Annotated in this window: 32 protein-coding genes, 1 tRNA gene and 1 riboswitch; of the genes, 11 read left to right on the forward strand and 22 right to left on the reverse strand. The window is 40.6% G+C overall.

The window, feature by feature from the left end; translation table 11 throughout:
• Positions 1–77: 77 nt before the first annotated feature.
• Positions 78–605 (reverse strand): YqhR family membrane protein, encoded by a 528-nt coding sequence (locus NSQ70_RS11180; RefSeq protein ID WP_035390792.1) that lies wholly within the window; start codon positions 603–605, stop codon positions 78–80.
• 221 nt (positions 606–826) lie between these two features.
• Here NSQ70_RS11180 and NSQ70_RS11185 point away from each other — a divergent pair, with 221 nt between their 5' ends.
• A complete protein-coding gene (locus NSQ70_RS11185) occupies positions 827–1,783 on the forward strand; it encodes a DUF1385 domain-containing protein (RefSeq protein ID WP_007501199.1) in 957 nt (318 codons plus the stop codon).
• A 38-nt stretch (positions 1,784–1,821) separates the two neighbouring features.
• Positions 1,822–2,217: an SA1362 family protein gene (locus NSQ70_RS11190; RefSeq protein WP_096881615.1), complete on the forward strand. Its 396-nt coding sequence runs from the start codon at positions 1,822–1,824 to the stop codon at positions 2,215–2,217.
• On the opposite strand, the gene NSQ70_RS11195 is transcribed toward NSQ70_RS11190, so the two are convergent.
• From NSQ70_RS11195 to NSQ70_RS11205, 3 genes are all read right to left on the reverse strand, one after another.
• Positions 2,214–3,089, reverse strand: a complete 876-nt coding sequence (locus NSQ70_RS11195) for a patatin-like phospholipase family protein (RefSeq protein WP_041091753.1) — start codon at positions 3,087–3,089, stop codon at positions 2,214–2,216. The two genes, NSQ70_RS11190 and NSQ70_RS11195, sit on opposite strands and share 4 nt — an antisense overlap.
• Before the next feature lie 290 nt (positions 3,090–3,379).
• A complete protein-coding gene (gene mntR / locus NSQ70_RS11200) occupies positions 3,380–3,814 on the reverse strand; it encodes a transcriptional regulator MntR (protein WP_003215946.1) in 435 nt (144 codons plus the stop codon).
• Positions 3,815–3,899: 85 nt separating this feature from the next.
• On the reverse strand, positions 3,900–4,736 hold the full coding sequence (locus NSQ70_RS11205) for a biotin/lipoate A/B protein ligase family protein (protein WP_017357972.1): 837 nt from the start codon (positions 4,734–4,736) through the stop codon (positions 3,900–3,902).
• A gap of 219 nt (positions 4,737–4,955) precedes the next feature.
• Here NSQ70_RS11205 and NSQ70_RS11210 point away from each other — a divergent pair, with 219 nt between their 5' ends.
• On the forward strand, positions 4,956–5,336 hold the full coding sequence (locus NSQ70_RS11210) for a rhodanese-like domain-containing protein (RefSeq protein ID WP_024718853.1): 381 nt from the start codon (positions 4,956–4,958) through the stop codon (positions 5,334–5,336).
• 39 nt (positions 5,337–5,375) lie between these two features.
• Here NSQ70_RS11210 and gcvPB read toward each other — a convergent pair whose 3' ends face one another.
• The 3 genes from gcvPB to gcvT are packed head-to-tail and all read right to left on the reverse strand — an operon-like array spanning position 5,376 to position 9,289.
• Positions 5,376–6,836 (reverse strand): aminomethyl-transferring glycine dehydrogenase subunit GcvPB, encoded by a 1,461-nt coding sequence (gene gcvPB / locus NSQ70_RS11215; protein ID WP_256688506.1) that lies wholly within the window; start codon positions 6,834–6,836, stop codon positions 5,376–5,378.
• On the reverse strand, positions 6,829–8,175 hold the full coding sequence (gene gcvPA / locus NSQ70_RS11220) for an aminomethyl-transferring glycine dehydrogenase subunit GcvPA (protein ID WP_035702787.1): 1,347 nt from the start codon (positions 8,173–8,175) through the stop codon (positions 6,829–6,831). Before gcvPA ends, gcvPB begins: the two co-directional genes overlap by 8 nt.
• A 16-nt stretch (positions 8,176–8,191) precedes the next feature.
• Positions 8,192–9,289, reverse strand: a complete 1,098-nt coding sequence (gene gcvT / locus NSQ70_RS11225; RefSeq protein ID WP_159159767.1) for a glycine cleavage system aminomethyltransferase GcvT — start codon at positions 9,287–9,289, stop codon at positions 8,192–8,194.
• A 203-nt stretch (positions 9,290–9,492) separates the two neighbouring features.
• Positions 9,493–9,600: riboswitch (glycine riboswitch) on the reverse strand.
• Between the two features lie 250 nt (positions 9,601–9,850).
• On the opposite strand from gcvT, the gene NSQ70_RS11230 reads away from it, so the two are divergent.
• The 4 genes from NSQ70_RS11230 (at position 9,851) to NSQ70_RS11245 (ending at position 13,051) form a co-directional block, all read left to right on the forward strand.
• Entirely contained in the window at positions 9,851–11,521 is a 1,671-nt protein-coding gene (locus tag NSQ70_RS11230) for an SNF2-related protein (RefSeq protein WP_326111036.1), read from the forward strand.
• A 14-nt stretch (positions 11,522–11,535) separates the two neighbouring features.
• The gene (locus NSQ70_RS11235; protein ID WP_017367588.1) at positions 11,536–12,333 is read left to right on the forward strand and encodes a YqhG family protein; all 798 of its coding nucleotides are present in this window, start codon (positions 11,536–11,538) and stop codon (positions 12,331–12,333) included.
• 184 nt (positions 12,334–12,517) lie between these two features.
• The gene (locus NSQ70_RS11240; RefSeq protein WP_008342197.1) at positions 12,518–12,682 is read left to right on the forward strand and encodes an anti-repressor SinI family protein; all 165 of its coding nucleotides are present in this window, start codon (positions 12,518–12,520) and stop codon (positions 12,680–12,682) included.
• Positions 12,683–12,715: 33 nt separating this feature from the next.
• Positions 12,716–13,051, forward strand: coding sequence for a helix-turn-helix domain-containing protein (locus NSQ70_RS11245; protein ID WP_017357978.1), 336 nt, complete (start codon positions 12,716–12,718; stop codon positions 13,049–13,051).
• A 67-nt stretch (positions 13,052–13,118) separates the two neighbouring features.
• On the opposite strand, the gene NSQ70_RS11250 is transcribed toward NSQ70_RS11245, so the two are convergent.
• From NSQ70_RS11250 to tapA, 3 genes are read right to left on the reverse strand one after another with little or no spacing between them, the layout of a single operon-like run.
• The gene (locus tag NSQ70_RS11250) at positions 13,119–13,919 is read right to left on the reverse strand and encodes a TasA family protein (protein ID WP_326111034.1); all 801 of its coding nucleotides are present in this window, start codon (positions 13,917–13,919) and stop codon (positions 13,119–13,121) included.
• Between the two features lie 58 nt (positions 13,920–13,977).
• Positions 13,978–14,550: a signal peptidase I gene (locus tag NSQ70_RS11255; protein WP_017357979.1), complete on the reverse strand. Its 573-nt coding sequence runs from the start codon at positions 14,548–14,550 to the stop codon at positions 13,978–13,980.
• Between the two features lie 49 nt (positions 14,551–14,599).
• Entirely contained in the window at positions 14,600–15,127 is a 528-nt protein-coding gene (gene tapA / locus NSQ70_RS11260; protein ID WP_326111031.1) for an amyloid fiber anchoring/assembly protein TapA, read from the reverse strand.
• A 252-nt stretch (positions 15,128–15,379) separates the two neighbouring features.
• Between tapA and NSQ70_RS11265 the strand changes: the two genes are divergently transcribed.
• Positions 15,380–15,706, forward strand: a complete 327-nt coding sequence (locus tag NSQ70_RS11265) for a DUF3889 domain-containing protein (RefSeq protein ID WP_039166025.1) — start codon at positions 15,380–15,382, stop codon at positions 15,704–15,706.
• Between the two features lie 34 nt (positions 15,707–15,740).
• Here NSQ70_RS11265 and NSQ70_RS11270 read toward each other — a convergent pair whose 3' ends face one another.
• From NSQ70_RS11270 to NSQ70_RS11310, 9 genes are all read right to left on the reverse strand, one after another.
• Entirely contained in the window at positions 15,741–15,935 is a 195-nt protein-coding gene (locus tag NSQ70_RS11270) for a YqzE family protein (protein WP_342502160.1), read from the reverse strand.
• A 60-nt stretch (positions 15,936–15,995) separates the two neighbouring features.
• On the reverse strand, positions 15,996–16,379 hold the full coding sequence (comGG, locus tag NSQ70_RS11275; protein ID WP_024718845.1) for a competence type IV pilus minor pilin ComGG: 384 nt from the start codon (positions 16,377–16,379) through the stop codon (positions 15,996–15,998).
• Positions 16,376–16,873 carry a competence type IV pilus minor pilin ComGF gene (comGF, locus tag NSQ70_RS11280; protein ID WP_039166031.1) on the reverse strand — a complete coding sequence of 166 codons (498 nt, stop codon included), beginning with the start codon at positions 16,871–16,873 and terminating at the stop codon, positions 16,376–16,378. The genes comGG and comGF overlap by 4 nt, the downstream gene beginning before the upstream one ends.
• Entirely contained in the window at positions 16,815–17,129 is a 315-nt protein-coding gene (gene comGE, locus NSQ70_RS11285; RefSeq protein WP_039166034.1) for a competence type IV pilus minor pilin ComGE, read from the reverse strand. Before comGE ends, comGF begins: the two co-directional genes overlap by 59 nt.
• Positions 17,113–17,559, reverse strand: a complete 447-nt coding sequence (comGD, locus tag NSQ70_RS11290) for a competence type IV pilus minor pilin ComGD (protein ID WP_039166035.1) — start codon at positions 17,557–17,559, stop codon at positions 17,113–17,115. Before comGD ends, comGE begins: the two co-directional genes overlap by 17 nt.
• Complete coding sequence (gene comGC, locus NSQ70_RS11295) at positions 17,552–17,845, reverse strand: competence type IV pilus major pilin ComGC (protein WP_024718841.1); 294 nt, start codon at positions 17,843–17,845, stop codon at positions 17,552–17,554. The genes comGD and comGC overlap by 8 nt, the downstream gene beginning before the upstream one ends.
• Before the next feature lie 16 nt (positions 17,846–17,861).
• Positions 17,862–18,902 (reverse strand): competence type IV pilus assembly protein ComGB, encoded by a 1,041-nt coding sequence (comGB, locus tag NSQ70_RS11300; protein ID WP_041506954.1) that lies wholly within the window; start codon positions 18,900–18,902, stop codon positions 17,862–17,864.
• Positions 18,883–19,953: a competence type IV pilus ATPase ComGA gene (comGA, locus tag NSQ70_RS11305; RefSeq protein WP_327871870.1), complete on the reverse strand. Its 1,071-nt coding sequence runs from the start codon at positions 19,951–19,953 to the stop codon at positions 18,883–18,885. The genes comGB and comGA overlap by 20 nt, the downstream gene beginning before the upstream one ends.
• Positions 19,954–20,411: 458 nt before the next feature.
• A complete protein-coding gene (locus NSQ70_RS11310) occupies positions 20,412–21,284 on the reverse strand; it encodes an STAS domain-containing protein (protein WP_035390819.1) in 873 nt (290 codons plus the stop codon).
• 99 nt (positions 21,285–21,383) lie between these two features.
• Between NSQ70_RS11310 and NSQ70_RS11315 the strand changes: the two genes are divergently transcribed.
• A tRNA-Gln gene (locus tag NSQ70_RS11315) sits at positions 21,384–21,454 on the forward strand.
• A 55-nt stretch (positions 21,455–21,509) separates the two neighbouring features.
• On the opposite strand, the gene NSQ70_RS11320 is transcribed toward NSQ70_RS11315, so the two are convergent.
• Positions 21,510–21,890, reverse strand: a complete 381-nt coding sequence (locus NSQ70_RS11320) for a Spx/MgsR family RNA polymerase-binding regulatory protein (RefSeq protein ID WP_007501232.1) — start codon at positions 21,888–21,890, stop codon at positions 21,510–21,512.
• A gap of 212 nt (positions 21,891–22,102) precedes the next feature.
• Between NSQ70_RS11320 and NSQ70_RS11325 the strand changes: the two genes are divergently transcribed.
• The gene (locus tag NSQ70_RS11325; RefSeq protein WP_003217440.1) at positions 22,103–22,345 is read left to right on the forward strand and encodes a DUF2626 domain-containing protein; all 243 of its coding nucleotides are present in this window, start codon (positions 22,103–22,105) and stop codon (positions 22,343–22,345) included.
• Positions 22,346–22,393: 48 nt separating this feature from the next.
• Here the strand turns inward: NSQ70_RS11325 and NSQ70_RS11330 are convergent, their stop codons facing one another.
• The gene (locus NSQ70_RS11330) at positions 22,394–23,032 is read right to left on the reverse strand and encodes an MBL fold metallo-hydrolase (protein WP_017357989.1); all 639 of its coding nucleotides are present in this window, start codon (positions 23,030–23,032) and stop codon (positions 22,394–22,396) included.
• A 160-nt stretch (positions 23,033–23,192) separates the two neighbouring features.
• On the opposite strand from NSQ70_RS11330, the gene NSQ70_RS11335 reads away from it, so the two are divergent.
• Positions 23,193–23,366 (forward strand): DUF2759 domain-containing protein, encoded by a 174-nt coding sequence (locus NSQ70_RS11335; RefSeq protein WP_003217333.1) that lies wholly within the window; start codon positions 23,193–23,195, stop codon positions 23,364–23,366.
• A gap of 24 nt (positions 23,367–23,390) precedes the next feature.
• Here the strand turns inward: NSQ70_RS11335 and NSQ70_RS11340 are convergent, their stop codons facing one another.
• Positions 23,391–23,705: an MTH1187 family thiamine-binding protein gene (locus tag NSQ70_RS11340; RefSeq protein ID WP_017367597.1), complete on the reverse strand. Its 315-nt coding sequence runs from the start codon at positions 23,703–23,705 to the stop codon at positions 23,391–23,393.
• Between the last annotated feature and the right edge of the window lie 71 nt (positions 23,706–23,776).

Here is a 23,776-nt window from a genome sequence, read left to right on the forward strand (position 1 = left end):
TCGATGTCTGTTTCTTTTTCCTTAGAAACCTTTCGTTTCCAAAAATAATTTTATCATATGAATGGTGGATTTACACTTTATTCTGTCTTTTTCCCGAGTGCCCTTGCAAGCTTCTGACTCGTTAATTCATTGTATTCAAATGAAATACTGTATCCGACAAACATGCCATATAAAATATATAGGCAAAATGTCGTCACAATGGTGCTTTGCTGCAAATCTTGTACTTGCTTCACATCGGGGAATATAGGATTAAATACATAAAAAACAAGCAGCCACAAAATTGCGCCATAAATCAGTCCCATCCAAAAACCTTTGATCCGTTTGAGCAGTCCATAATAAATAAAGGCTGCTCCAATAGATAAAATCCCTAAAAGTACAATACTCATAAATGTACCAAGTCCGCCTTTTTTCCATTCACCAAGCACAAATGGCTGCAACAGCATATTTGGACTCACCTCTGAAAAATGAAACATATGGGTCAGAAATCCGATAAAGCCCCAAAAAACTCCGCCGACAAAACCTGTAGCTGCTGCCCTTGCCACCATTGAAGACGTTTGTACTGATTGATTTTTTTCTTCTTGGTTTTTCTTTTCATCACGTTTCATATGAACACCTCCAGCAAGTAGTATGTCCAAAATGTCATGAAAAAAAAGGATTTCCGTGTGAGAGTGTAAAATTTTTATAACAGGGTATACTGGCTAAAAAGAGGTAGATAGAATTCTAGTAGATAATCGACCTGTGAGCTAGTGATTTCCCCTCTTTTCCTGTACAATAAAGGTATAAGGAAATGCATGTAAATTACAGGAAACAGGCAGGTTGATGAAATATGTCCAATCAAACAAAACCTCCAGCATATGGAGGGCAGGCAGTTGTGGAAGGTGTGATGTTCGGAGGTAAAAAGAACTATGTGACAGCGATCCGGCGTAAGGATCAGTCCATTGAGTTTTTAAAGCTTCCCCGGACCTCCAATAAACGAACCGCCTTTCTTAAGAAAATCCCTTTTGTCAGAGGTGTTGCTGCACTTGTTGAAGCAAGCGCAAACGGCAGTAAGCACTTAAACTTCTCCAGCGAGCGCTATGACTTAGATCCTTCTGAAGATCATTCTCTTGAAAAAGAACAAAAAAGCTCGAAATTATCAATGATCTTTGGCATTGCTGTGATCGGAGTTCTCTCTCTTCTTTTTAGTAAATTTGTCTTTACTTTAGTGCCTGTCTTTTTAGCCGAACTTGTGCGTCCGGTGTTTTCTGGAAACTTCGCACAGATTGCAGTGGAAACATTCTTTAAATTGATCCTGTTATTAGGCTATATTTACTTTATTTCCATGACCCCTTTAATTAAAAGGGTATTTCAATATCATGGGGCAGAACATAAAGTCATAAACTGCTATGAACAGAATCTTGACATCACAGTGGAAAATGTCCAAAGCCAATCTCGCCTGCATTATCGATGCGGCAGCAGCTTTATTTTATTCACTGTCATTGTCGGCATGTTCGTCTATTTACTCGTACCGACAGATCCTTTATGGGTGAGAGTTCTGAATCGCTTGGCGCTTATTCCGGTTGTTCTGGGCATTTCATTTGAAGTGCTTCAGCTCACAAACAAACTCCGTGACGTGCCAGTGCTTAAAGTGCTTGGCTATCCTGGCCTTTGGCTGCAATTGCTCACAACAAAAGAACCCTCTGATGATCAAGTCGAGGTAGCCATTGCAAGTTTTAATGAACTTCTTCGTTTAGAGGAAGCATCTGCGAAACAAGCATCAGATTCTGCTCATCAAGTGATCTAGTTTATAAATCCGGTAAATTCTTTCGGAGGTGGACAGTTATGAATCGCCGAGTACATCCTGCTTTTACCATTATTTTCGCTTTAGGTGTTTTGGGATTTGTGTATTTACTCACAACGAATCCAAGCAGACTCTTTACAATGCTGCTATCAGTTGTGATCATTGGAGCGGTTCTATTTTTCTTATTTAGATGGCTGATGAATCGAAGAACTGGAACAGAAGGAAATCTTTATCGTAAAGCAGTCAAACAATCAAAACGTCGCTACCAGCAGCCTAAACCAAAAACGAAAAGCCAGATGAAAAACCGGGTCACTCATTTGCGAAGCGTGCCGACTGACCACAAGTCTAAGCCCGTCCTTCTCAAAAAGAAAAGCCAAACACATTTGACAGTCATTGAAGGCAAGAAAAACAAAAAGAAAAATCGCGCCTTATTTTAAAATGTCCAGCTCTTTAAAAATTGCTCGGCCTTCTGTCTGCCTAGATCGACGAGCGCCTTTTTCTTTTCTGTCATGAGATGAAAATCAGTGGCAATGACGTGTTCTACAGGGATAAAAATAATATGACGTTCGTGTTTTGTGGCAATATGTCTTTCGTCATGAGCACCACGCATCGTTTCAAATAGAGCGCCAAACAGTTCAAACGCATTGCGGATGGAATGTTGAGGGCGTTCTTTTTCGTTTGGCGTTAATGTGACACCGACAAACGGCCTTTTTTTCTCTTCAGCAAAAAGCCAAATCGGAAAGTTGCTGAGCACGCCGCCATCCACTATGGTACAAATTCCTTTTGAAGACCTCAGTTTGACAGGTTCGAAAAAATACGGCAGACTGCAGCTCATCCGAATGGCTCTGGCGACAGAAAACCGTTCTGGATTTAACCCATAGGAAGGAAGGTCATCTGGAAGGACAAGGATTTTGCCATTTGTTAAATCAGAAGCGACGATTTTGAGCGTATCTTTTTTCAGATCACCGAATACGGTGACGCCTTTTCGTTTTAACACGTCCGTCAGCCATTTTTCTAGACGATCACCTTTGTAAAGGCCAAGACGCCAATAAATAGACACCCATCTGAGCATTTTAAACGGGATGAATTGACACCTTCGGTCAAGCAATTGATGCTCATCCATTTCGTCTAACAGCTCCCGAATCTCCTGACTCGTAAAACCCGCTGCGATGAGTGAAGCAATGATCGCTCCCGCACTCGTTCCAGCGAGACGGACAAATTGAAATCCTCTTGCTTCAAGCGCTTCATAGGCGCCTGCAAGTGCTGCACCCTTAATGCCTCCACCTGAGAACACACCATCTATCTTCATCAAGGAGCCCCCTTTTCTGTCACACTATTAATAGTGTAGGAGCATTTGCCTTTCATTAGAACTATATTCAAAAAGGACACCCTTCGCCATGTAGACAAACCCTCGCATTCGGTGTCAGTCCTGCGCTCCGGTGCTCACGAATGTCAAATTCGCTCCGCTCCGATGCTCGTCCTTCCTAGACTGCAAAGGTTTTCTTTCACGCTGAAAAGAAGACAAAGAGCTAAAATAAAGTACATTTTACCCCTTTGTCAACAATTTAAAAGGACACCCTTCGCCAGGTGTCCTTTTTCTTAAGATTCTTGATTTGTTTGTTCGTTTTTCTTTTGAATCGCTTTCAGCTGAACGGATCGCTCATCGTTTTCTTCAAAGAATTGGACGAGGTCGCCGATGCGGTCAATGCTGTTCCAGCTGAGATGATGCTCAATACCTTCTACATCATCATAAATTTTCTCTTCATCTACACCAATGATTCTTAAAAATTGCTCTAGCAGTTCATGTCTGTATACGAGACGTTTTCCAATTTTTTTGCCTTTCGGGGTTAAAATTAGACCACGATATTTCTCATAAATGAGGTATTCATCTTTATCTAGCTTCTGAACCATTTTTGTTACAGAGGAGGGATGGACAGCGAGGGCTTCTGCAATATCAGATACTCTTGCATATCCTTTTTCTTCTATCAGCATATAAATTTGTTCAATATAATCTTCCATACTAGGTGTAGTCATAAAACCCCTCCAAAATGCACCTTTACTTAATAATCATAACAATTCTACACCATCGCCCATTAAAAAACAAGAAGAGTCCTTCGTCTTAACGCTTGTAATTCCAATCATCTGTGGCGTATTTCGTTTTGGCGAGGTGATGAACAAATGCCAACTCTTCATCTGTCAGCTCATAAGGCACAAGCTCGATATTTAATCCTTTTTCAAACCCTCGTTTAAATGCAACACGCGCATCGTCTATCGTACATGTTCGATCTGAAATTTCATTGATCGCCACCGCTTTGTTTTTAAAGCTGCGCTGCATCCGCTCTCTCACCCGGTCGTTTGGATACAGAAATAAATCAAACAATTTGTCCTCATCAAGATCAATTAAGATCGAGCCATGCTGGAGGATCACACCTTTTTGTCTTGTTTGCGCACTGCCTGCTACTTTTCTGCCTTCTACAACAAGCTCGTACCATGAAGGCGCATCAAAACATACAGACGATCTTGGATTTTTTAAGCTTTCTTTTTCTTTTTCTGTACGAGGAATGGCAAAATACGCATCGAGTCCCAGTTCTTTAAAGCCCTCTAAAATCCCTTCTGAAATGACGCGGTATGCCTCTGTCACCGTCGCTGGCATCTCTGGGTGCTCTTCTGACACGATCACACTGTAGGTCAATTCCTGATCATGAAGAACACCGCGACCTCCTGTAGGCCTGCGAACAAATCCAAGACCATAGCGCTCAACCGCTTCCATGTTGATTTCTTTTTCAACATGTTGAAAATATCCAACAGATAATGTCGCTGGATTCCAACCATAAAAACGGATCACAGGCGGGATCAGCTTCTCGCTATGCCAATAAAGCAAGGCTTCGTCCATGGCCATGTTAAAGGCTGGGTCTTGGTTTCCTGTATCAATGAAACACCATTTCTCTTTTTGCATATAAAATCCCTTCTCTTTTACGTAGTCAATGTTAGATAATGGTGGTGACCACCGATTTTCTCTCTTCATCAGTCTATCAAATAGGGAAGGAATTGAAAATAATTCTTACCATTTATGATGACAAGTTTCTTTTGCTTTACTATAATAGTATTTGTCTAAAACGTACCATCAGACAGGTGACTGTGCTGATGCTCAAGAAGGAGTCGAGTCGTATTGCCAATATTCAACTATATCGTCCTCTCACTTTGTGGACTTTTCGTTCTTTATTCCATCGGCAGTTACATTTATCAGCAGCGCATAATGAAAACGCTGACGGAAGCAGAATTTATCAAAGGTTACCGCAAAGCCCAACTCATTGATGTGAGAGAACCAAATGAGTTTGAAGGTGGACATATTTTAGGCGCAAGAAACATTCCCCTTTCACAATTAAAGCAGCGCAAAAATGAAATACGCCCTGACAAGCCTGTTTATCTCTATTGCCAAAATAATTTGAGAAGCGGAAAAGCTGCTCAAACGTTACGTAAAAATGGCTGTCGTGAGATTTATAATTTAAAGGGCGGCTTTAAAAAATGGGGCGGCCGCATTAAAACAAAGAACTAACAAAAAAGACTCTGGGAGCTAATGCCCCCATGAGTCTTTTTATTTTCTTTCAAAAACCAGCACTGGATTCCGTGCAGCCTTTGTTTCATCCATTCGTTTCACAACGGTTGTATGTGGTGCTTCCTGTACGATTTCTGGGTTCTCTTCCGCTTCTTTTGCAATTTGAATCATCGCTTCAATAAATGCATCAAGGGTTTCTTTTGATTCTGTTTCAGTTGGTTCAATCATGATACATTCCTCTACATTTAGCGGGAAGTAAATCGTTGGCGGATGATAGCCAAAATCAAGTAATCGTTTGGCAATATCAAGTGTCCGCACACCTAGTTTCTTTTGACGTTTACCTGAAAGGACAAATTCATGCTTACAGTGGCGGTCAAATGGCAAATCATAATGAGCACATAAGCGGCGCATCATATAGTTTGCATTCAACACCGCATGATCCGTTACAGCCTTTAAGCCGTCTGGTCCCATAGAGCGGATATACGCATACGCTCTGACATTGATACCAAAGTTCCCATAGAACGGTTTCACACGACCGATGGATTCTGGACGATCGTAATCAAAGAAATAACGACCTTCTTTCTTCACAAGCACTGGCTTTGGCAAATATGGAATCAAATCCTTTTTCACGCCAACTGGACCTGAACCAGGGCCTCCTCCTCCGTGTGGACCTGTAAAGGTTTTATGAAGATTTAAGTGAACCACATCAAATCCCATATCCCCCGGTCTTGCTCTGCTTAATACAGCATTTAAGTTCGCTCCATCATAATAAAGCTTCCCGCCTGCTCCGTGGACGATTTCAGCCATTTCTAAAATATTTTCTTCAAAAAGGCCGAGTGTATTTGGATTTGTGAGCATGAGAGCCGCCGTTTCTTCATTGACAACACGGCGCAGGTCGTCTAAATCGACAAGCCCATGTTCATTAGATGCCACCGTAATCGTTTCAAATCCAGCTACTGTTGCAGATGCGGGATTTGTTCCATGAGCAGAATCAGGCACGATGACTTTTGTTCGTTTAAGATCTCCTCTTGCTTCATGGTATGCACGAATCATCATGAGCCCCGTCCATTCGCCATGTGCTCCTGCCGCAGGCTGTAATGTCACGGCGTCCATTCCTGTAATTTCTTCTAAATGGTCACCTAAATCATAAAGTAACTCTAATGCACCTTGCACAGTGTCTGCCTCTTGAAGTGGATGCACGTTCGAGAAACCTGCAAGACGTGCCACCTTTTCGTTAATCTTTGGATTATATTTCATCGTACAAGAGCCTAGAGGATAAAAGCCAGAATCGACCCCGTGATTACGCCTAGATAATGCTGTGTAGTGACGCATAATATCCAGTTCAGAAACCTCTGGCAGCTCCGCATCTTCATGGCGGATATACGTTTCATCAAATAAATTTGGGAGCTTCTCCTCAGGTACGTCTAAATCAGGCAGGCTGTAACCAATTCTTCCTTCTTTGGATAATTCAAAAATAAGCGGCTGATCTTGTTTATTCATGACGATCCCCCAATTCCTTGATGAACGTATCAATTTCTTCTTTTGTTCTTAGTTCTGTCACAGCGACGAGCATATGCTGCTGAAGCTCTGGATAATCCCGTCCCAAGTCATATCCACCGATGATTCCTTTTTCAAGCAATCGCTCATTCGCTTCTTTCACAGGTTCATTCAGTTTCAGCACAAATTCATTAAAATGAGCGCCCTCTATTTCAGCCTGTAACCCATGTTTTTCTGCCTGCGTCTTGGCATAATGGGCCTTTTGTACGTTTTGATAGGCAATGTCTTTGATACCTGTTTTCCCAAGCGCCGTCATCGCAACAGAAGCGGCTAACGCATTTAATGCTTGGTTTGAACAAATATTTGAAGTCGCTTTGTCTCTTCGGATATGCTGCTCGCGCGCTTGAAGGGTCAGCACAAATCCTCGCACACCGTTCTCGTCTTCTGTTTGCCCGACTAAACGCCCCGGCACTTTCCGCATTAATTTTTTCGTCACAGCGAAATATCCACAATGAGGTCCGCCAAATGCAGCTGGAATGCCAAATGGCTGCGCATCACCAACGACAATATCTGCCCCAAGCTTTCCTGGTGGTGTCAGTAAACCAAGTGCAAGCGGGTTACTTGAGACGATGAATAAACTTTTCCCTTTATGCGCAATCGGTTCAATGTCCTTTAATGGTTCAACAACACCGAAGAAGTTTGGGTATTGTACAAGGACCGCTGCTGTTTCGTCGCAGACGGCTTCTTCTAATGCGGCTAGATCGGTCTGACCTTTTCGCGCAGGTACCTCGACGACTTCAATATGCTGTCCTTTCGCATATGTTTTCAGCACCGCTCTTGATTCAGGATGAACCGTTTCAGAGACCACAATCTTTTTCTTTTTTGTATGTCCTGCTGCCAGCATCGCCGCTTCAGCTAATGCCGTTCCGCCATCATACATCGAGGAATTGGCAAGATCCATACCGGTCAGCTCAGCAATCATTGTTTGAAATTCAAAGATTGCCTGCAATTCACCTTGAGAAATTTCAGGCTGATAAGGTGTGTACGCTGTATAAAATTCAGAACGTGAAATCACATGGTCGACAATCACAGGCTGGTAATGATCATACACACCAGCACCTAAAAACGAGGCATAGGCCACTGTATCTTTATTTTTTGCAGCAAGACGAGACAATTCCCGCACTAGCTCTGTTTCAGATGCGGCTTCTTTGATGTTGTACGCACCTTTGAATCTGACTTTCTCTGGGATATCTGAGAAAAGCTCATCAATTGACTGAACACCGATGACATCCAGCATTTCTTTTTGATCTTGCTCTGTTTGCGGCAAATACCTGTGCTTCATCCTCTATTCCTCCTCGTTATTTGGCTCTTTTATAAAATGGTGTAGCGACGATTTTGGCTTTTAGACGTTTTTTACGAACTTGCACTTCCACTTCTGTCCCAAGCTGCGCCTCTGATGTTTCAATCAAGGCAAGCCCAATATTTTTCTTTAATGTTGGAGATTGTGTACCGGTTGTGACTACACCAATCTGCTTATCTCCTGAGAAGACCGGATAGTCTGTCCGCGGTATCCCCTTATCTATCATTTCAATCCCGACAAGCTTTCGCTTCGGTCCTTCTTCTTTTTGTTTTTTAAGTGCATCTTTTCCGATAAAATCTGCTTCTTTATCCGTTTTAACAGCAAAACCAATGCCGACTTCTAAAGGAGAAATATCCTTCGTGAGCTCTTGGCCATAAAGCGGGAGTCTTGCTTCAAATCTTAAGGTGTCACGTGCACCGAGTCCACATGGGATCAGTCCTTTCGGCTGTCCAGCTTCTAATAAAGCGGTCCAAAGGTGAACAGCATCTTCTGACTGGCAGTAGATTTCAAAGCCATCTTCTCCTGTGTAGCCAGTTCTTGAGACAAGCACCTCTTTTTGCGCAATTATTGCTTTTGATAAAAACGTAAATGGCTTCAGTGATGTTACTTCTTCATCCGCAACATCTTTGATGATGTCAGCAGCAAGAGGTCCTTGAAGGGCTAACAAGGCGGTTTGATCAGAGACATTTTTAATGAAAACATCTTCCTCACCTTGATGTTTCAGCAGCCAATCCACATCTTTTTCAATATTTGAAGCATTGATCACAAGTAAATAGTTGTTCTTTTCTTTTTGGTAGACAAGCAGATCATCCACCGTTCCGCCATCTTCATAACACATGGCTGTATATAGTGCCTTACCGTCTGTCAGCTTTGACAGATCATTGGTTAATAACCTTTGTAAAAAAGGAAGAGCTCCCTGACCTGTGACTTCCACCTCACCCATGTGAGACACGTCAAACAGCCCTGCTTTTGTTCGAACAGCTTCATGTTCTTCTTTAATGGAAGAAAATTGGACAGGTAATTCCCAGCCCCCGAAGTCAATGGTTTTTGCGCCAAACGTTTCATACGCATGAAAAAGCGGTGTTCGTTTCAACATCAATCGTTTCCCCCTTTTTTCTTACAGTGCACATCACAAGCTGAATTTTCAGAAAAAAATCACAGCAAAAAAGGACAGAGCGCTCCCTTTTATCAAAAAGAAGTCTCTGTCCTTGCACCTGAAAGTTTACAGCACAACATCATTGTGCGTTTTCCCCTTTGGTGGTTTGCTAAAAATCGCTGCGCAAACACTCTCCAGAGTTGCGTCCGGTAAGAGTACTTTTGCCTGAGAGATTCACTGAACCAATTCAGCTTGCTCCTTCGGCGCCTGTCAGTGCAAAATAACCGCTAGGTCTCTCCCCATACCATCATCCGCTCATATTCTTCACCTTTATTGGACATACTATCAAAATGGGTGACTTATTCTCTAGATCACTTACCAACATCCTACCATTAGAAATGGATGAAGAGCAACAGAAAAATCATTAACATTTTTAAAATAATCATTCATTATCGTTCGCTTTTATTGATATATAACATCTTTTAAATCGCTATAAAAAAATGAAGCGTTTAAAAACAGAACGATTTTATCATCACTCTACCAGAAAGGCAGGCGGTCACATTGAATATTCAAACGATCTTTGATCAAAAATGGGCAAGTGAATTTCAAAAGCGTCTTACAGCAGACGGTCCCTGGGCGAATTGGGATATGTACCGTTTAGCAGCACAAGTACAAAAAGTGACAGCCATTGATTCATTTGAAGGACTGCAAGCACCTGCGCACCTGCCTGCATTTACTCCTTTAAAACACCAGCTCGAAGTCGCTAGAAGAGTCGTAGAAGAGATGAATGGGAAAGCCATTTTAGCAGATGAAGTGGGTCTTGGAAAAACCGTTGAAGCAGGACTGATTATCAAAGAATACATGATTCGCGGACTTGCCAAGAAGATTCTCATTCTCGTACCCGCCTCCCTTGTGTCCCAATGGGTACAAGAACTGCGGACGAAATTTTACATAGATGCTGTCGAGCAAAAGAAGAGCTATGTGTGGGAGCAGTGCGATGTTGTGGTTTCCTCAATTGATACAGCCAAAAGACAGCCACATCGAGACACGATCTTATCCATCTCCTACGATATGGTCATTATTGATGAAGCACACAAACTGAAAAACAATAAAACGAAAAACTATGAGTTTGTAAGAAATTTGAATAAAAAGTTCTGCCTTCTGCTCACAGCCACACCTATCCAAAATCGAATAGGAGAAATTTTTAATCTCGTTTCTCTGTTGAAGCCAGGCCATTTAGGTAATGAAACACAGTTTAAAGACCTATTTGCCAAAAAAGACCTTCAACTTGAGGACCATGACCGGCTAAAACAGTTAGTCAATAAAGTGATGATTCGGAATCGGCGACAAGACACTGGCATCGAATGGTCAAAGCGTCATGTAAAGACGATTTCTATTGATTTCTCCCCGACAGAACAAGCACTATATGATGAAATTTGCAAGTTAAAAGAAAACCCTTCCTATACGAAGCACATGTTTTCAATTATGACCTTAGAACGAGAATGCTGTTCGAGTCGTGAGGCCGTCTATATGACCATTAAAAAAATGCAAGAAGAGGAAAAACACATTCTAGGTGCTTCTGCGATGATGCACATCATGGAGAAAATCAACCAGGTAGAACAAAATTCTAAAGCACTTGAAGTCGTTAAACTCATTCAGCAATTAAATGAAAAAGTCATTATCTTCACTGAATACCGTGCGACACAAATTTATTTGCAATGGTTTCTCCAGCAAAACGGCATCAGTTCGGTTCCTTTTCGAGGCGGGTTTAAACGGAGTAAAAAAGACTGGATGAAAGATTTATTTAGAGAGCGGTCGCAAGTGCTCATTGCGACAGAAGCAGGCGGCGAAGGGATCAACCTTCAGTTTTGCAACCAAATCATCAACTACGACCTTCCGTGGAACCCAATGCGCTTGGAACAAAGAATTGGACGTATTCACCGGCTCGGTCAAGAGCGGGATGTCCACATTTACAATATGGCAACTAGCGGAACAGTTGAAGAACATATTTTAAAACTTTTATATGAAAAAATTCAGCTGTTTGAAAACGTCATTGGCGATCTAGATGATATTTTAACCCGAATTGATATCCAAGATGCTGAAACAGAATTGCATCAAATTCTCTTCCAGCACGAGTCTGACGTAGACATGAAAAAGAAATTAACCCAATTTGCTTCCTATTTAACAGAAGCACAAACACCGCTTTTAGAAGAAAGACAGCAAGGTTCATAAAGGAGAGTTGACCAATGGAGCAGCGCGAGATTCACACATTTCTTCTCCGTTTCTTTCAGGCAAATCAATGCGACATACTTGAAGAAAGTGCAGGACACATGACCGTACAGCTGACAATCGAAATGGATAAATTGATCATGAACCGTCCTTTTTATTGGCATTGGCTCGAAAAAACGGGAGGCGTACCTGAGCCGCGGCAATTGACTTTGATCACCGATCAAAAAAAAGCTGATGACTCGGTCGAAGGAGAATTTGTCCACTTCGGCTCCCCTCGTTTATTCCAAATATTCGAGGTTGTGAAACAGCAAGGCCGTTTTATTCGGCTGTACGAAAAAGTCAGACCGCTCACAAACAGCCAGATCGCACTGGAGCCGTGGCTTGGTCTCAATGTCAAAATATCCTATCTGGCAGACCGTAAAAAAGACAAACTGCTGTCTCTTGGACTTCATCTAATACGCGGAGAAGTCATCGAACAATTTCAAGAGAAGCTGGAAGCGCGTGAGCTATCGTCTCAAATTCCTGATTATTGCTTCACAATGAGTACGATGATTAAGCCAGAGAGCGGCGTCAAACGGCTGTACAGCCTGATGGAACGTTATGCCAATGAAGAGCCGGATGATTGGGCGGTAAGAGCTGTTCAAAAGTGGAAAGAAGACTCGGAACTTTTAAACCAATTTTATGAAGGGACTTCAGACACATCTGTAGAATATGAAATAGAAAGACAAGCACTTAAAACTTTATACGAACCAAAAATCAGTCTTACGATTGAAAATGGCGGACTTTTTTACTTACAGCAAAAAAGAGGAGGCTGACTTAGCGAGTCTCCCTCCCTTTCATGTGATATCAAATTTTCGATCAATCAAAAGCAACGTTTGTCTGTTTGTATTGGGCGGAAACATGACGCAAGCAATCTATGAGGTCTTATCACCTGTGTTTTTCCATTTCATGCGTTAAGTGCCTGAAATACACGATTCAGTATTTTAGGAGGGTATTTGTATGGAAAAGAAAACGAAGTTATTAGACAGTGAATGGGTTCAATTATTACGCGAAGCGCGCAAAGCAGGACTAACAGTTGAAGAAGTCCGTCATTTTCTCAAATCACGCGAAAAGTCCTCTGAGTCTCCCCCTATGGCAAGAAGTCATTCTATCAAACCTTTCTGAATGTGCTATAATATCGAAAGGAAGGTGATGACATTGATTGGCCAGCGTATTAAACAATACCGCAATGAAAAAGGCTACTCACTATCAGAACTGGCCGAAAAGGCTGGGGTAGCGAAGTCTTATTTAAGTTCAATAGAAAGAAACTTGCAAACAAACCCCTCCATTCAATTTCTTGAAAAAGTCTCCGCTGTTCTGGACGTCTCGGTTCATACACTGTTAAACGAAAATGATGAAACCGAATACGATGGTCAATTAGATAGTGAATGGGAAAAACTAGTTCGAGATGCAATGACATCAGGGGTTTCGAAAAAGCAATTTCGTGAATTTTTAGATTATCAAATCTGGAAAAAAAAGCAAGAAGAGGAGTAATGCGCATATTTTAGCGCATACTCCTCCAATTGCTATGCAGATCTTGTTATCAGTCTAAAGACTGACTTTATTTTTTATCTTCGCTGTGTGCTTTTTCGTTTTCTTTCACGTAGCCTTTTTCATCCGTATGCTTTTTTGGATTGATCGTTAAACCATTCCACTGAGTCGCTTCGAAGGAAAGATCAACTTGAATCGCATCGCCTTGGTATTTATTTTGGATATAGTTACCCGCTTTATCCTTCGTCTGGTCATTGACAAATTCAATGATCATTTCCATTTTATCGTAATCAAACGGATTCTTTGGAATGCCGTCATACTCTGGAGCTGTTGATCCATCAACGGTGGCAACATTAATTTTACCACTTTCATGTAAAAACTTCTCATCGACGGCATGATGAAGCTTTTCAAATGCGGTCTGATCCTGCTTTGACGTTAATAGATGCAGGTCAAGCAGGTTTGCATGGTCTAAAATAATATTTTTCGGGTATCCATTCCCACCTTCGGCTCCAACCGTTAGAACACTCACCTGAAATTGGCTGAGGAATTCTTCAGCTGTATTCTTCCCGCCATTTTTCGCTGATGTTCCATCTTGAAACTGGCTATAATCAAGACTCATCAGCACTTGATTAATTGCAAGAGACCCTTTATTTTCAAAATTAAATTCCTTCTTTATACGGTCACCAGGTTTTATGTTCGCAAGGTTGATGGCGCCGGAATTCTCTTTTGCAGATAGATTCAGTTCTCCTGTAGAGTAGACCGCGTTTGCCGTCTCAACATCATTAAATGCAGCCCACGTTCCCCCGCCAATTAAAGCAAGACCTAACGCTCCCGATAAAACACCTAAACGAATTGATTTTTTCATTGCCATGATTGAACCCCCTAATAAATTGTTTTATTGAAACCTGATTTAGGTTACAAACGAAAATTTATGCTTGTTCCTCTGACATGTGTAACTCAGCCGTATGTCTTCGATGTTTGGCAGCACCAACAAAATGAATGGTTGAATAAACAAGCAGCATCACCCCTGGAATAATGAGCAAAAGAGCGGTCCCAGCAGAAGTTCCTGCATACGAAAGAAGCTTTCCTGCATAAGGAATGTTCACGCCCGTATACTGCGCAGTCACTTGATTCGCTTTGACGAGCGTGCCATCTTGATACATATTGTGGTCTCCTTTTGTCTCAAAGGCTTTATTTACTCCTTTTCCTTTCACCCCAACAATGCGGTGAGTCACAAAGGATTGGTCTTGCTTCGTTTGAAACGTAATAATATCCCCTTTTTTGAGTGTTTCAGGTGAGGTGACATGTTTCACAACAATCAATGAACCAGTCGAAAATTCCGGTTCCATTGATCCAGATAATACTTGCTTGAACTCATAACCAAAAATCTGAGGATCTCCGCCTGTTGTCCTTGATGACAACACGACAATAATACACACAATCATCATCGTGAAGACCAGCGCGTAAAGAATACTCCCAGACATTTTCATCCACTTTTTCATACCTTTCTCCCCTTTGCATATCATGTTTCATTCAGCAGGCAAACCCTACTTAGGACGCCTTTTCTTGACAATTCGAAAGCTGCATATGTTGAGACGTAAAGAATGGCTTTTCAGAACCACCAAACCCTTTAGGATAATAGATTTTAAACAAATAAATTCCATTTACTTTTGCTTTAACTGCCGTGACAGTCGTCGTTTCTTCTGATGAGAGGGACTGTATAGCACCTTTTTCAATAACATGGCCATCTTGTAATGGCACCTGAACACTCTCTACTTTATGTAGTTCCCACTTCCATTCAGAGTGCGCGATGGGTTGTCCAATATTTTTTAGTGACATGCTCAGCTTTTGAGGCGCACAGACTGTCCCCTCAATGATCGTTTGATCGATCAGTTTCAAATGACTTCTATCCCATTTCTTTGGCTGGCAATGCTGATCTGTCTCTTCGAAATTTTCACATGTTTTCATGACAAAATTCGAATGCTCAACATCGTTAAAAGAAGCATTAGTAGACGTAATAAAAAAAGAAGTGAAAATCAAACAAATAGCACAAAATAGTACAAAGAGCAGCTGTTTCATTGAATCTTTCAACTCCTTGAACAATTGTTCTTTAAAAAGAACGATTACACTCAGTATAAGGAATTACCTATAAAATCCAAAACGTCAAATTAGTCCATTTTGTTCTTAAACAAGAACATTACCGAGAAAATTCTTCCATTTTCTCATTCTTTCGCCATATTCAATATTTTTTTCTGTGACATTTGTACTTCTTAAAAATTTACATAAAAGTGCAGGATTTGGTCAGGATAATAATTGGTGAGGTGATGTTAGTTGAAATATGGAAGAATCATGATCATGCTCAGTTTACTGTTAAGCCCTTTGATCCAAAGCGCCCATCTAGCTGAGGCAAAAGGAATCACTGCTGCCGCAGATCAATGGGAAACAAGGGCAGTCAAAGAAGCAAAAAAACGGTATCCGTTAGCACATGTTTTATTCAAACAAAAAGTGTGGGATCGGCACCGGGAGAAAGAATCCGTGAAGCAATATCATATTACGTTGAAAGATCAGGCCAAAGAATTTGGGGTATATGTCACCATTTCCTATAACCCTTACTCAAACAAGGTCAATAAAGTCATTGTTGTGGAAGAATACAGCTAAAATGGCATGAAAAAAACCGCCTGCTGGCGGCTTTTTACTTTTGTCGATGACGTTGACGTTTTTTTAGCATCATTGAGAAGCCAAAAGGCAGAACACCGAATAAACGCCGAGAAAATGGTGGTTTTGTCTCCATTTTTTCCTGTTTATGTTCTTTCCGCTCGTCACGTGGTGTATTCATATATTTAATGATTTCCTGCGTCATATATTTTACATAATCATTTGTCTTCATCGAACACTCACCTCTTCTTCCTTAAAGTGTTACCAAGAAGAGTATCGTTTTATACACTCGCTAATAAGTGCTGATCCATTGATTGATTTCTCCTGTCTCCTTATTCATCTCTAGTTCCCGCTCGTCAGTTACACCACCCTTTGTCTCGATGTTAACCAAGAGGCGGACTAGCTTTTTTCTGTCATCGCACCCAATTCGCTTCAACGTCACTCGACCTTCTTCTGTGACAATTGGGCTCAATGGCTGATCACAAATACGATTTAATTTGTTTGCAGCTTCATTTAGTCCCATTCGAAATAACTGCTGTTTTTGATAAAAAGAAATCGTGAGCTCTGCACTTTTCAACTCTTTTTGAAACCCAATGGTCATCGAGCCTAGAATCAATAAAAACAAAAGAATGACAGCAAGTACGTGAGGATAAATAAACCCGTCTTCTCTTTTCACGTTTTAGGAATCACTCCTTTGTAAGTGAAAAAAACAGCTTCATGTACTTGACCAAATACATCTGTGACTTGGAGAGTGGTGGTTTGCTCTTTTGTTCTTACATGGAATTGTTTCACCTTTTGTAATAAAGGGAGATGACCTGCCTGATCCGTTCGTTTACGAAGCATCTCTTGATACGGCTCAATCGTCACCACTCGCCCTTGATTTGAAATATACTCCAGTGCTGTTCCATTTTTCACCGCTCTTACAGCGACAGCACAATTTAGCTCCTCCTCTAATTGCAGGGCCGTTTGTTTCCACTCCATTTGCGAAAATTTGTTGATTTCTGCAAACGGATGAGCTTTTTCAGCAATTGATAAAAGCAGCATGCAGCCAAAAGAAAGCAGCAAAAATAGCTGCAATTGCCATATTGCTTGAGCGAGTGTAAAGCCTTGTTCATCGCTCCAAATGTCGAAAGCAAATCGTCTTCTTTTTTTGTACTTTGTATGAAACACATCCCTTCTCCTGACCCCAAATGAATTCATATGTGATCTCGCCTCGTTTCTTTGTACTTGATTCATTTTGACCTTCTATAAAAGCTGTATTCATATACTCATGTAAGATTTGATAAGCTTCCAGTTTAGCCCTTAATTCTTCTTTCCCAATTGTCAGTTTTTCAAAGGATGGCACGAGCACAAGAGCAGCAAATAGAAAGAGGTGGCAAGAAAAGAGCATCTCAAACGTACTAAATCCTTTATTGTTGCTGAACATGAATCCGCCCGCTCCCTAAGTAAATCGTGAGTTTATATATTTCACTGCCAAATTGAACAATGAGAGAACCGCCGCTATTTGGATGTCCGTTTTTATTAAAGTGAAGGCCTTTTTGAAATGTGGATTGCTTGATGGTGCCTTTTTTGTGTGGATTAGAAGCAATGATCTGCTCACTATTCTGTTCGATGACTTGATAAGATACATTGGGCGGGTGAAACTCAACAGTTACTCGTGTTTTTTTAATAAATGCAGTATAAGATGCCAATTGAAGATCTTGTTTTAGCAAGTTCACTTGCTTTTTTGCTTCAGCACTTTCTAATATATTGGGCACTTTTCCACCTATTATCGATAATAAGATAGAGAAAATCATGACGATCAAAAGCTGTTCAATGAGTGTAAATCCTTTCTCCTGGAAAAGCGATTTATTCATTTTTCACATCGCCGTTTTGAATGAAAATTGCCTTTCCATTTGGACAAGATAATCCTTTTTTGACATAGCCTTCTTTTTCTAATTCAGCTAAAGATGGCGTCTTGCCGTCATGCTCTAATTCATATGCCATTACCTGTGTACTCACCATTGATTTCAGCCCTTCACAGCCCTTTGCTTGAATGCTTTGATGATGCCGAGTGATATTTGGAATGGTGATCAATAAAAGAATGGAGATCACAAGCATGACAATTAACATTTCTAACAGTGTAAATCCTTTATCATTCATGCCTTAGTCCTCCTTTTCACACTTGTTCCATTAGTTGATACATTGGTAAAAGAATAGATAAATACACAATGAGTATAAGAAATGCTGTTAAGCCATAGATGACAGGCTGCAGCCATGAAACCCATTTTTCAATTTTCAATTCTGCATTCTCTAAAAGAAATTGACTATATGTGTACATCTCTCTTGCTAGCATCCCACTTGCTTCCCCATGCTTAATGACAGCCGCAAAATGCCTTTCGAAAAAAGGAGACCGGCTTATTTGATGTTCCATACTCTCACCTTTTCTTAACTCCCCTATCATTTGTTCAGACATTTCTTGAAGGAAGGGTAAATAGGTCTGCTGTTTAAAAGCTTGCAAACTTTCGTAAATCGATAACCCAGCTTGAAGAAGTCCGCTTAGCTGAAGGGAAAAAAGATACGTATGCATCAGCTGCACCCCTTTAAATACCACCGGCAGCCTGCTGATGACTTTCAGTTTCTCAAGGGTCGATTTTTTCTTAAAAAAGAGCTCATAATATCCAAAAAGACAGATACATATACAACCGATCATAAGCAACAAAGCGTGTAGGAATTGGAAGAGGCCAAACATCCCTTGAATCAGCCATGTCATGCTTGTATTCATAGATGAATATAATAAAGAAAATTGAGGGACGATCATTTGCTGAACAATGATGAGTACAACAAAAACCGTAAACATAAGAAAAATCGGATATCGCAACATACGCTTGAATGTGTCTACCTGCATGATTTTTTTCTCTAGAAAACGGGCGCTTTGTTCAAGAGCTCGCGCTAGGCTGCCATGTTTCTCTGAAAAACAAAGAATAGCGACGGCTTCCCGCTGAAAATGAAGTCGCTCAAGCACAACGTAAAAAGGCTCTCCTTCAAGCAGCCACTGAATGCCTGGCGTTAATCGCTGTTGCTGTTTTTTTGATAACTGAATATTCACCATTGTTAATGCCTCAACCAATGTATATCCAGCTTGAATCAATTGAGCCAGTTTCGATAAGAATTCAGCTTGTTCTTTTTTAGACCAGGCTTTAGAGGTTCGCTTCTTCATAAACCCAGCGATGATATGTGCTTTTTGATAAATAGCCGAGTGCCACTCCTTTCCGAATTAACCTTTGCAGTGTTTCGTATGACGAATGAGCGTATTCTCCTTTTGCCTCGTTGATACACTCACCAAGCTCCTTTCCGTAAAGCAATTCAAATACATTTGTTCGTCTGACTGGCCGATTTAGTTTGCAATAAAGCTCACACGTTTCGCCGCAAAATGGACATGCGAGTTCGATTAACCGCTGAGCAGCAATAGCAACCATTGTTTGTTCGAGTTCATTCATCGTCACACCAAATTCGAGCATTCGATAAAGAGCTCCTTTTGCATTCTTTGCGTGCAATGTGCTCATGACTAAATGACCTGTCAAAGCTGCTCTAATAGCTGTTCTGGCTGTTTCCGCATCTCTTATTTCTCCAAGCACAATCATATCTGGATCATGTCTTAAAATAGCGCGTAAACCTGCCGCATACGTGATACCAGCTTTTTCATTTACTTGAACCTGCAGCACTTCTTCATTTCTTGTTTCCACAGGATCTTCAAGGGTAATAATATTCCGATTAAAATGTTTTTTGGCAAACTGAATCAATGAATAAAGTGTTGTCGTTTTCCCTGAATTTGTTGGTCCTGTAAATAAAATGAGCCCATGCGAATGATTCAGAAACGATAATAATCTCGCTGAAGCCTTCGGGAACAGTGACAAATACTTTGTTTTCGGCACATGATCCTGCGGTAAAATCCGAATCACTAGACTTTCATCATTGACAGTTGGTAGTGTAGAGAGCCGAACAAACACTTGACCGCGTCTTAACATCACAGCCAATGATCCATTTTGTGGTCTCCTTCTTTCACCAATATCCATAGAAGATAAAAATTTGAAATGAGCAATGAGCCGCTCTCCGCTCTTTTTGTCAATGATCCGCTGCTGAATGAGGTCAGCGTCTACACGAAAAGAGACTGAAGCTTCCTTTTCTCTCGGAACAATATGCACATCAGATGCTCTCATGCGGCACGCCTCTTCTAGCAGCTCTTGCCCCAAATATTCAATACCATACAAGTGGTTCACTCCTTTCAGTGACCATATTGTATGATGGCGGAACGTGCCTGACAAAAACGCATTTCATGATTTTCATGACTGAAAAGGTGTGAAAATATTCAATTTGAGGTGTATGTCATCTATAAATAACAGAAGGACATATCAAAAAATTTGACTTTTACAACAACGGGTTCTGTTCAGAGGAGAAAATAAAAAAGAAGTGCTATTGGCACCTCTTTTTTGATGATCATTTCATTTGGTTCTTTCATTATGGATGATCGGTTACAAGGAGGTGTCTCCAAATTTAATCCTCCTTAATAGATTACTGATTTGAAGATAAAGAATATCCTTTCGTGTCTGATTTATGGATAAAAAAAGAGACCAAATCTGTATGCGAATTGGTCATCTCATTCATATGCTCATTATATTGTTTCTCCTTGTCAACGGACCCGTTACTTTTACTAGTAACATTTTTTGGTTCACGTTGCTTCTTGCTGCTGCTCTTCAAAGATACGAAAGCCTCTTTTTTCTAAAGCTTTTGCAAGGCTGTGTTCAGTATTTACTTTTGAGAAATCAATGCCGAGTTTCACTACAGTTTGAGCGATTTCTGGTCGAATGCCTGATATAATCGTCTCAATTCCTAGCAACTTCGCACTATCAACCACTTTAAACAGCTGATATGCAACCATCGTATCAACAACGGGAACGCCAGATATATCAATAAATAAATGGGTTAGACGCAGTCTAGATGCCTGTTCTAGTACTGATTCCAAAATGATTTTCGCCCTGTACGTATCAATTTCACCAATCAGCGGCAAAATACCGATCTCTTTTGAAACTGGAATAACAGGCGCACTAAGCTCTTGAATCATTTCTCTTTGTGCATTAAGCTGATTGATTGTCACGCGGTCATACTCTTCTGATAAACGCGCAATCATGTCATCAAATGTGGCGTGAAAATGCTGATTCCAATCGCACACATCTTTGAGTGTCACTTCAAGCTCCGTTTGTTGTGTAAAGGTCTCAATTCTGGAACAAAAAATGTGGCGGAACACCTTAAATTGTCCGATGATTTCATATAAAGGTACTTCATGAACAGCTCGATCGCGGGCAATATCAACTGACCACTTTTTTAGATGATCTTCTACTTTATCTGATAGCGTGACTAACGTTGCTGCAATGGTTTGGATAAATGCTGTGTTTTGTTCTTTCAGCTTCTTTTCTGTCTCCTCTGAAGCATGTTTGGAATATAATGAGCCTTCTTCTGTTCTTGTTTTCAGCCATTCTTCGGTCATGACAGGGGCTTCTTTAAGAATAAATTCATATAATTGCTCAGATTTTTCATTTTTCATTTCTGTCGTTCGCTCCTTTTTCACTTACAACTAGTGACAACCAACTTTTTATGTATAAATGACCGCAGATGGTGAACAATAGCATTACACGTTTCATATTGGGCTATAGCCAAGTGGTAAGGCAATGGACTTTGACTCCGTGATCGTTGGTTCGAACCCAGCTAGCCCAGTTCAGCACAAAAACGAAGACGGCTGAAACATCATTCAGCTGATCTTCGTTTTTGATTAGGAAACCGATTGATGAATCGCTTTCTTTTTTGAAATTTTCATGAGTTCCCCTGGATTATAGCCGACCACTAATTTATTTCCATCAATGATAATAGGTCTCCGGAGCAGCTTTGGTTTTTCAATGAGAAGCTGAAGTACCTCATTTACTTTTAGATCATTAATATTTAAATTTAAGCTTTTAAAAGCTTGGCTTCGAGTAGCTAAAATTTCATCCATTCCTTCTGTTGTTAAGGAAAGGATTTTTTTCAATTCGTCTAGTGTTGGCGTTTCTCTGAAAAGGTGACGCTCTTTAAAATCAATTTGATTCGCCTTTAACCAATGTTTTGTTTTGCGGCAAGACGTGCAGCTTGGGTATGAATAAAAAGTAATGTCACTCATTAGTCTTCCTCCTTAGGTCGTTAACCTTTTCTCTTATGGACTAAGTACCCTCATGCATTTAGGCATAAACACTTTTTCATCACTTTTTCAAAAAAATTTTTTCTAACGAAAGAACGAATGTTCACACGTTGTCAAAAATGTAAATGTTTACATAACAAGTGATCATCAGCTATAATATGAACCAAAGGGGTTTTTTAAGGGGAGGGAAAGAAATGAATCGCATGTTCCGCGTTCTTGGGTTTTGGACGGGTATTTTTGCTGTCATGTTCTATTTAGGACATATGAAAGATGCATCCTTGCTGTTCTTCGGTCAAACCGTTCTTTTTGTATTTTTATCCTACTTGAATTTATCCGAAAGAATGTATATTTACATTTTCGGAGCGTACTTGACGATTTTCTTTGCCGGATTTACATATTATTCGATTTTCATCATGGTTCCCGGTACCGGACATTAATAGAAAAAAGCATCTCCTTTGAAAGAGATGCTTTTTTCGTGCGTGCTATTATAAAGAAAACCCATTGATAAACGGATTTTGCTCCTGTTCTGTAAGCACAGTTGTTTCCTCGCCATGTCCACTTAACACAAGAGTTGATTCGGGCAATGACAACAATTTGTCATGTATCGATTGAAGCAGCACGTCTTGATTACCGCCCGTTAAATCAGTTCTCCCGATACCGCCTTGGAATAAAGTATCACCAGAAATGACAAATCCCTCTTCCGCTGAATAGTAAGACACACTGCCAGGTGAATGACCTGGTGTGTGGAACATTTCTAATGTAAACGATCCAATTTGAAGAGGTCCTTCTGACGTAATCAATTGTTCAGCTTCTTTGACCGTAATTCCGTTACCAATTAGTCGAGCTGAACCGTTTAACTGAGCATTTGTCAGCCATTCTTTTTCCTTTTCATGGACATAAAGCGGAATTCCCCATTCTTGACGCACCTCATCTGCTGCACCAATATGATCAAAATGGGCATGTGTCAATAAGACAGCAAGTGGTTTCAGCTGTTTTTCTTTCACATAAGAAATTAGCTTTTGCGCTTCGCCGCCTGGATCAAAAATTAAACATTCTCCCTGTTCATTTTTCCAAATATATGCGTTCGCTTGCACATAGCCTAGCGGCATTCTTCTCCAATTCATTTTCATCACCTACTACTTTTTTCATTCTTTTTTATTATGAAGGCTATTCAATAAAAATTCAAACAATCGTCAACTTGAATGTACTCGACAAGCTTTATGAAAACGGTTAAAATGAAAAGAAAGGAAATCAAGGGGATTGATGACAAAGGGGGACTTTCATATGATGCTCGTCATTATTTTTGGTCTAGTCACGATTTTAGCCGCTCTCGGCATCTATCGCTCACTCAAAAAAGTGAACGTACTGGCCATTGCTTTCGCTGGCGCCACATTTTTGGTTTTTGGATGGTTTACCGTCATGACCATCATCTATAGCGGTTATCCAACTGCACATTAAAAGCCTGCAATTAGCAGGCTTTTTCTATTGATTCAAATGTTTATTCACGCTTTCTAATTTGCTTGAAAGGGTGGTCGTTTGATCTCTTCTGTCATCTATGCGGATATTGGTTGCTACTCGGTGTAAACCCTTTTCAAACGGAGCTTCATGAATACGCTGAATGACCTCAAATAAAACGGATAGCTCCCCTTCAATTAATGTATTCATTGGTGTGAGCTGATATTTGATTTTCCCTTCTTGTTGAAAGCCCTCTAACAATCTTTGTACGTCTGCTACATATGCACTCACGCTTGGTGTCTCAGTGCCTATTGGAATGATGGTGACATCTGCTATTGCCATGGTTCTTGCTCCTTTCAATGACATCCTATTTCTTTCTCGTTCTCATTGTAACCCATCGTGATTCAAAAATG

It is taken from the genome of Bacillus sp. FSL R5-0397 (assembly GCF_038593395.1).
In the GTDB taxonomy this organism is placed as follows: Bacteria; Bacillota; Bacilli; order Bacillales; family Bacillaceae; genus Bacillus; species Bacillus altitudinis.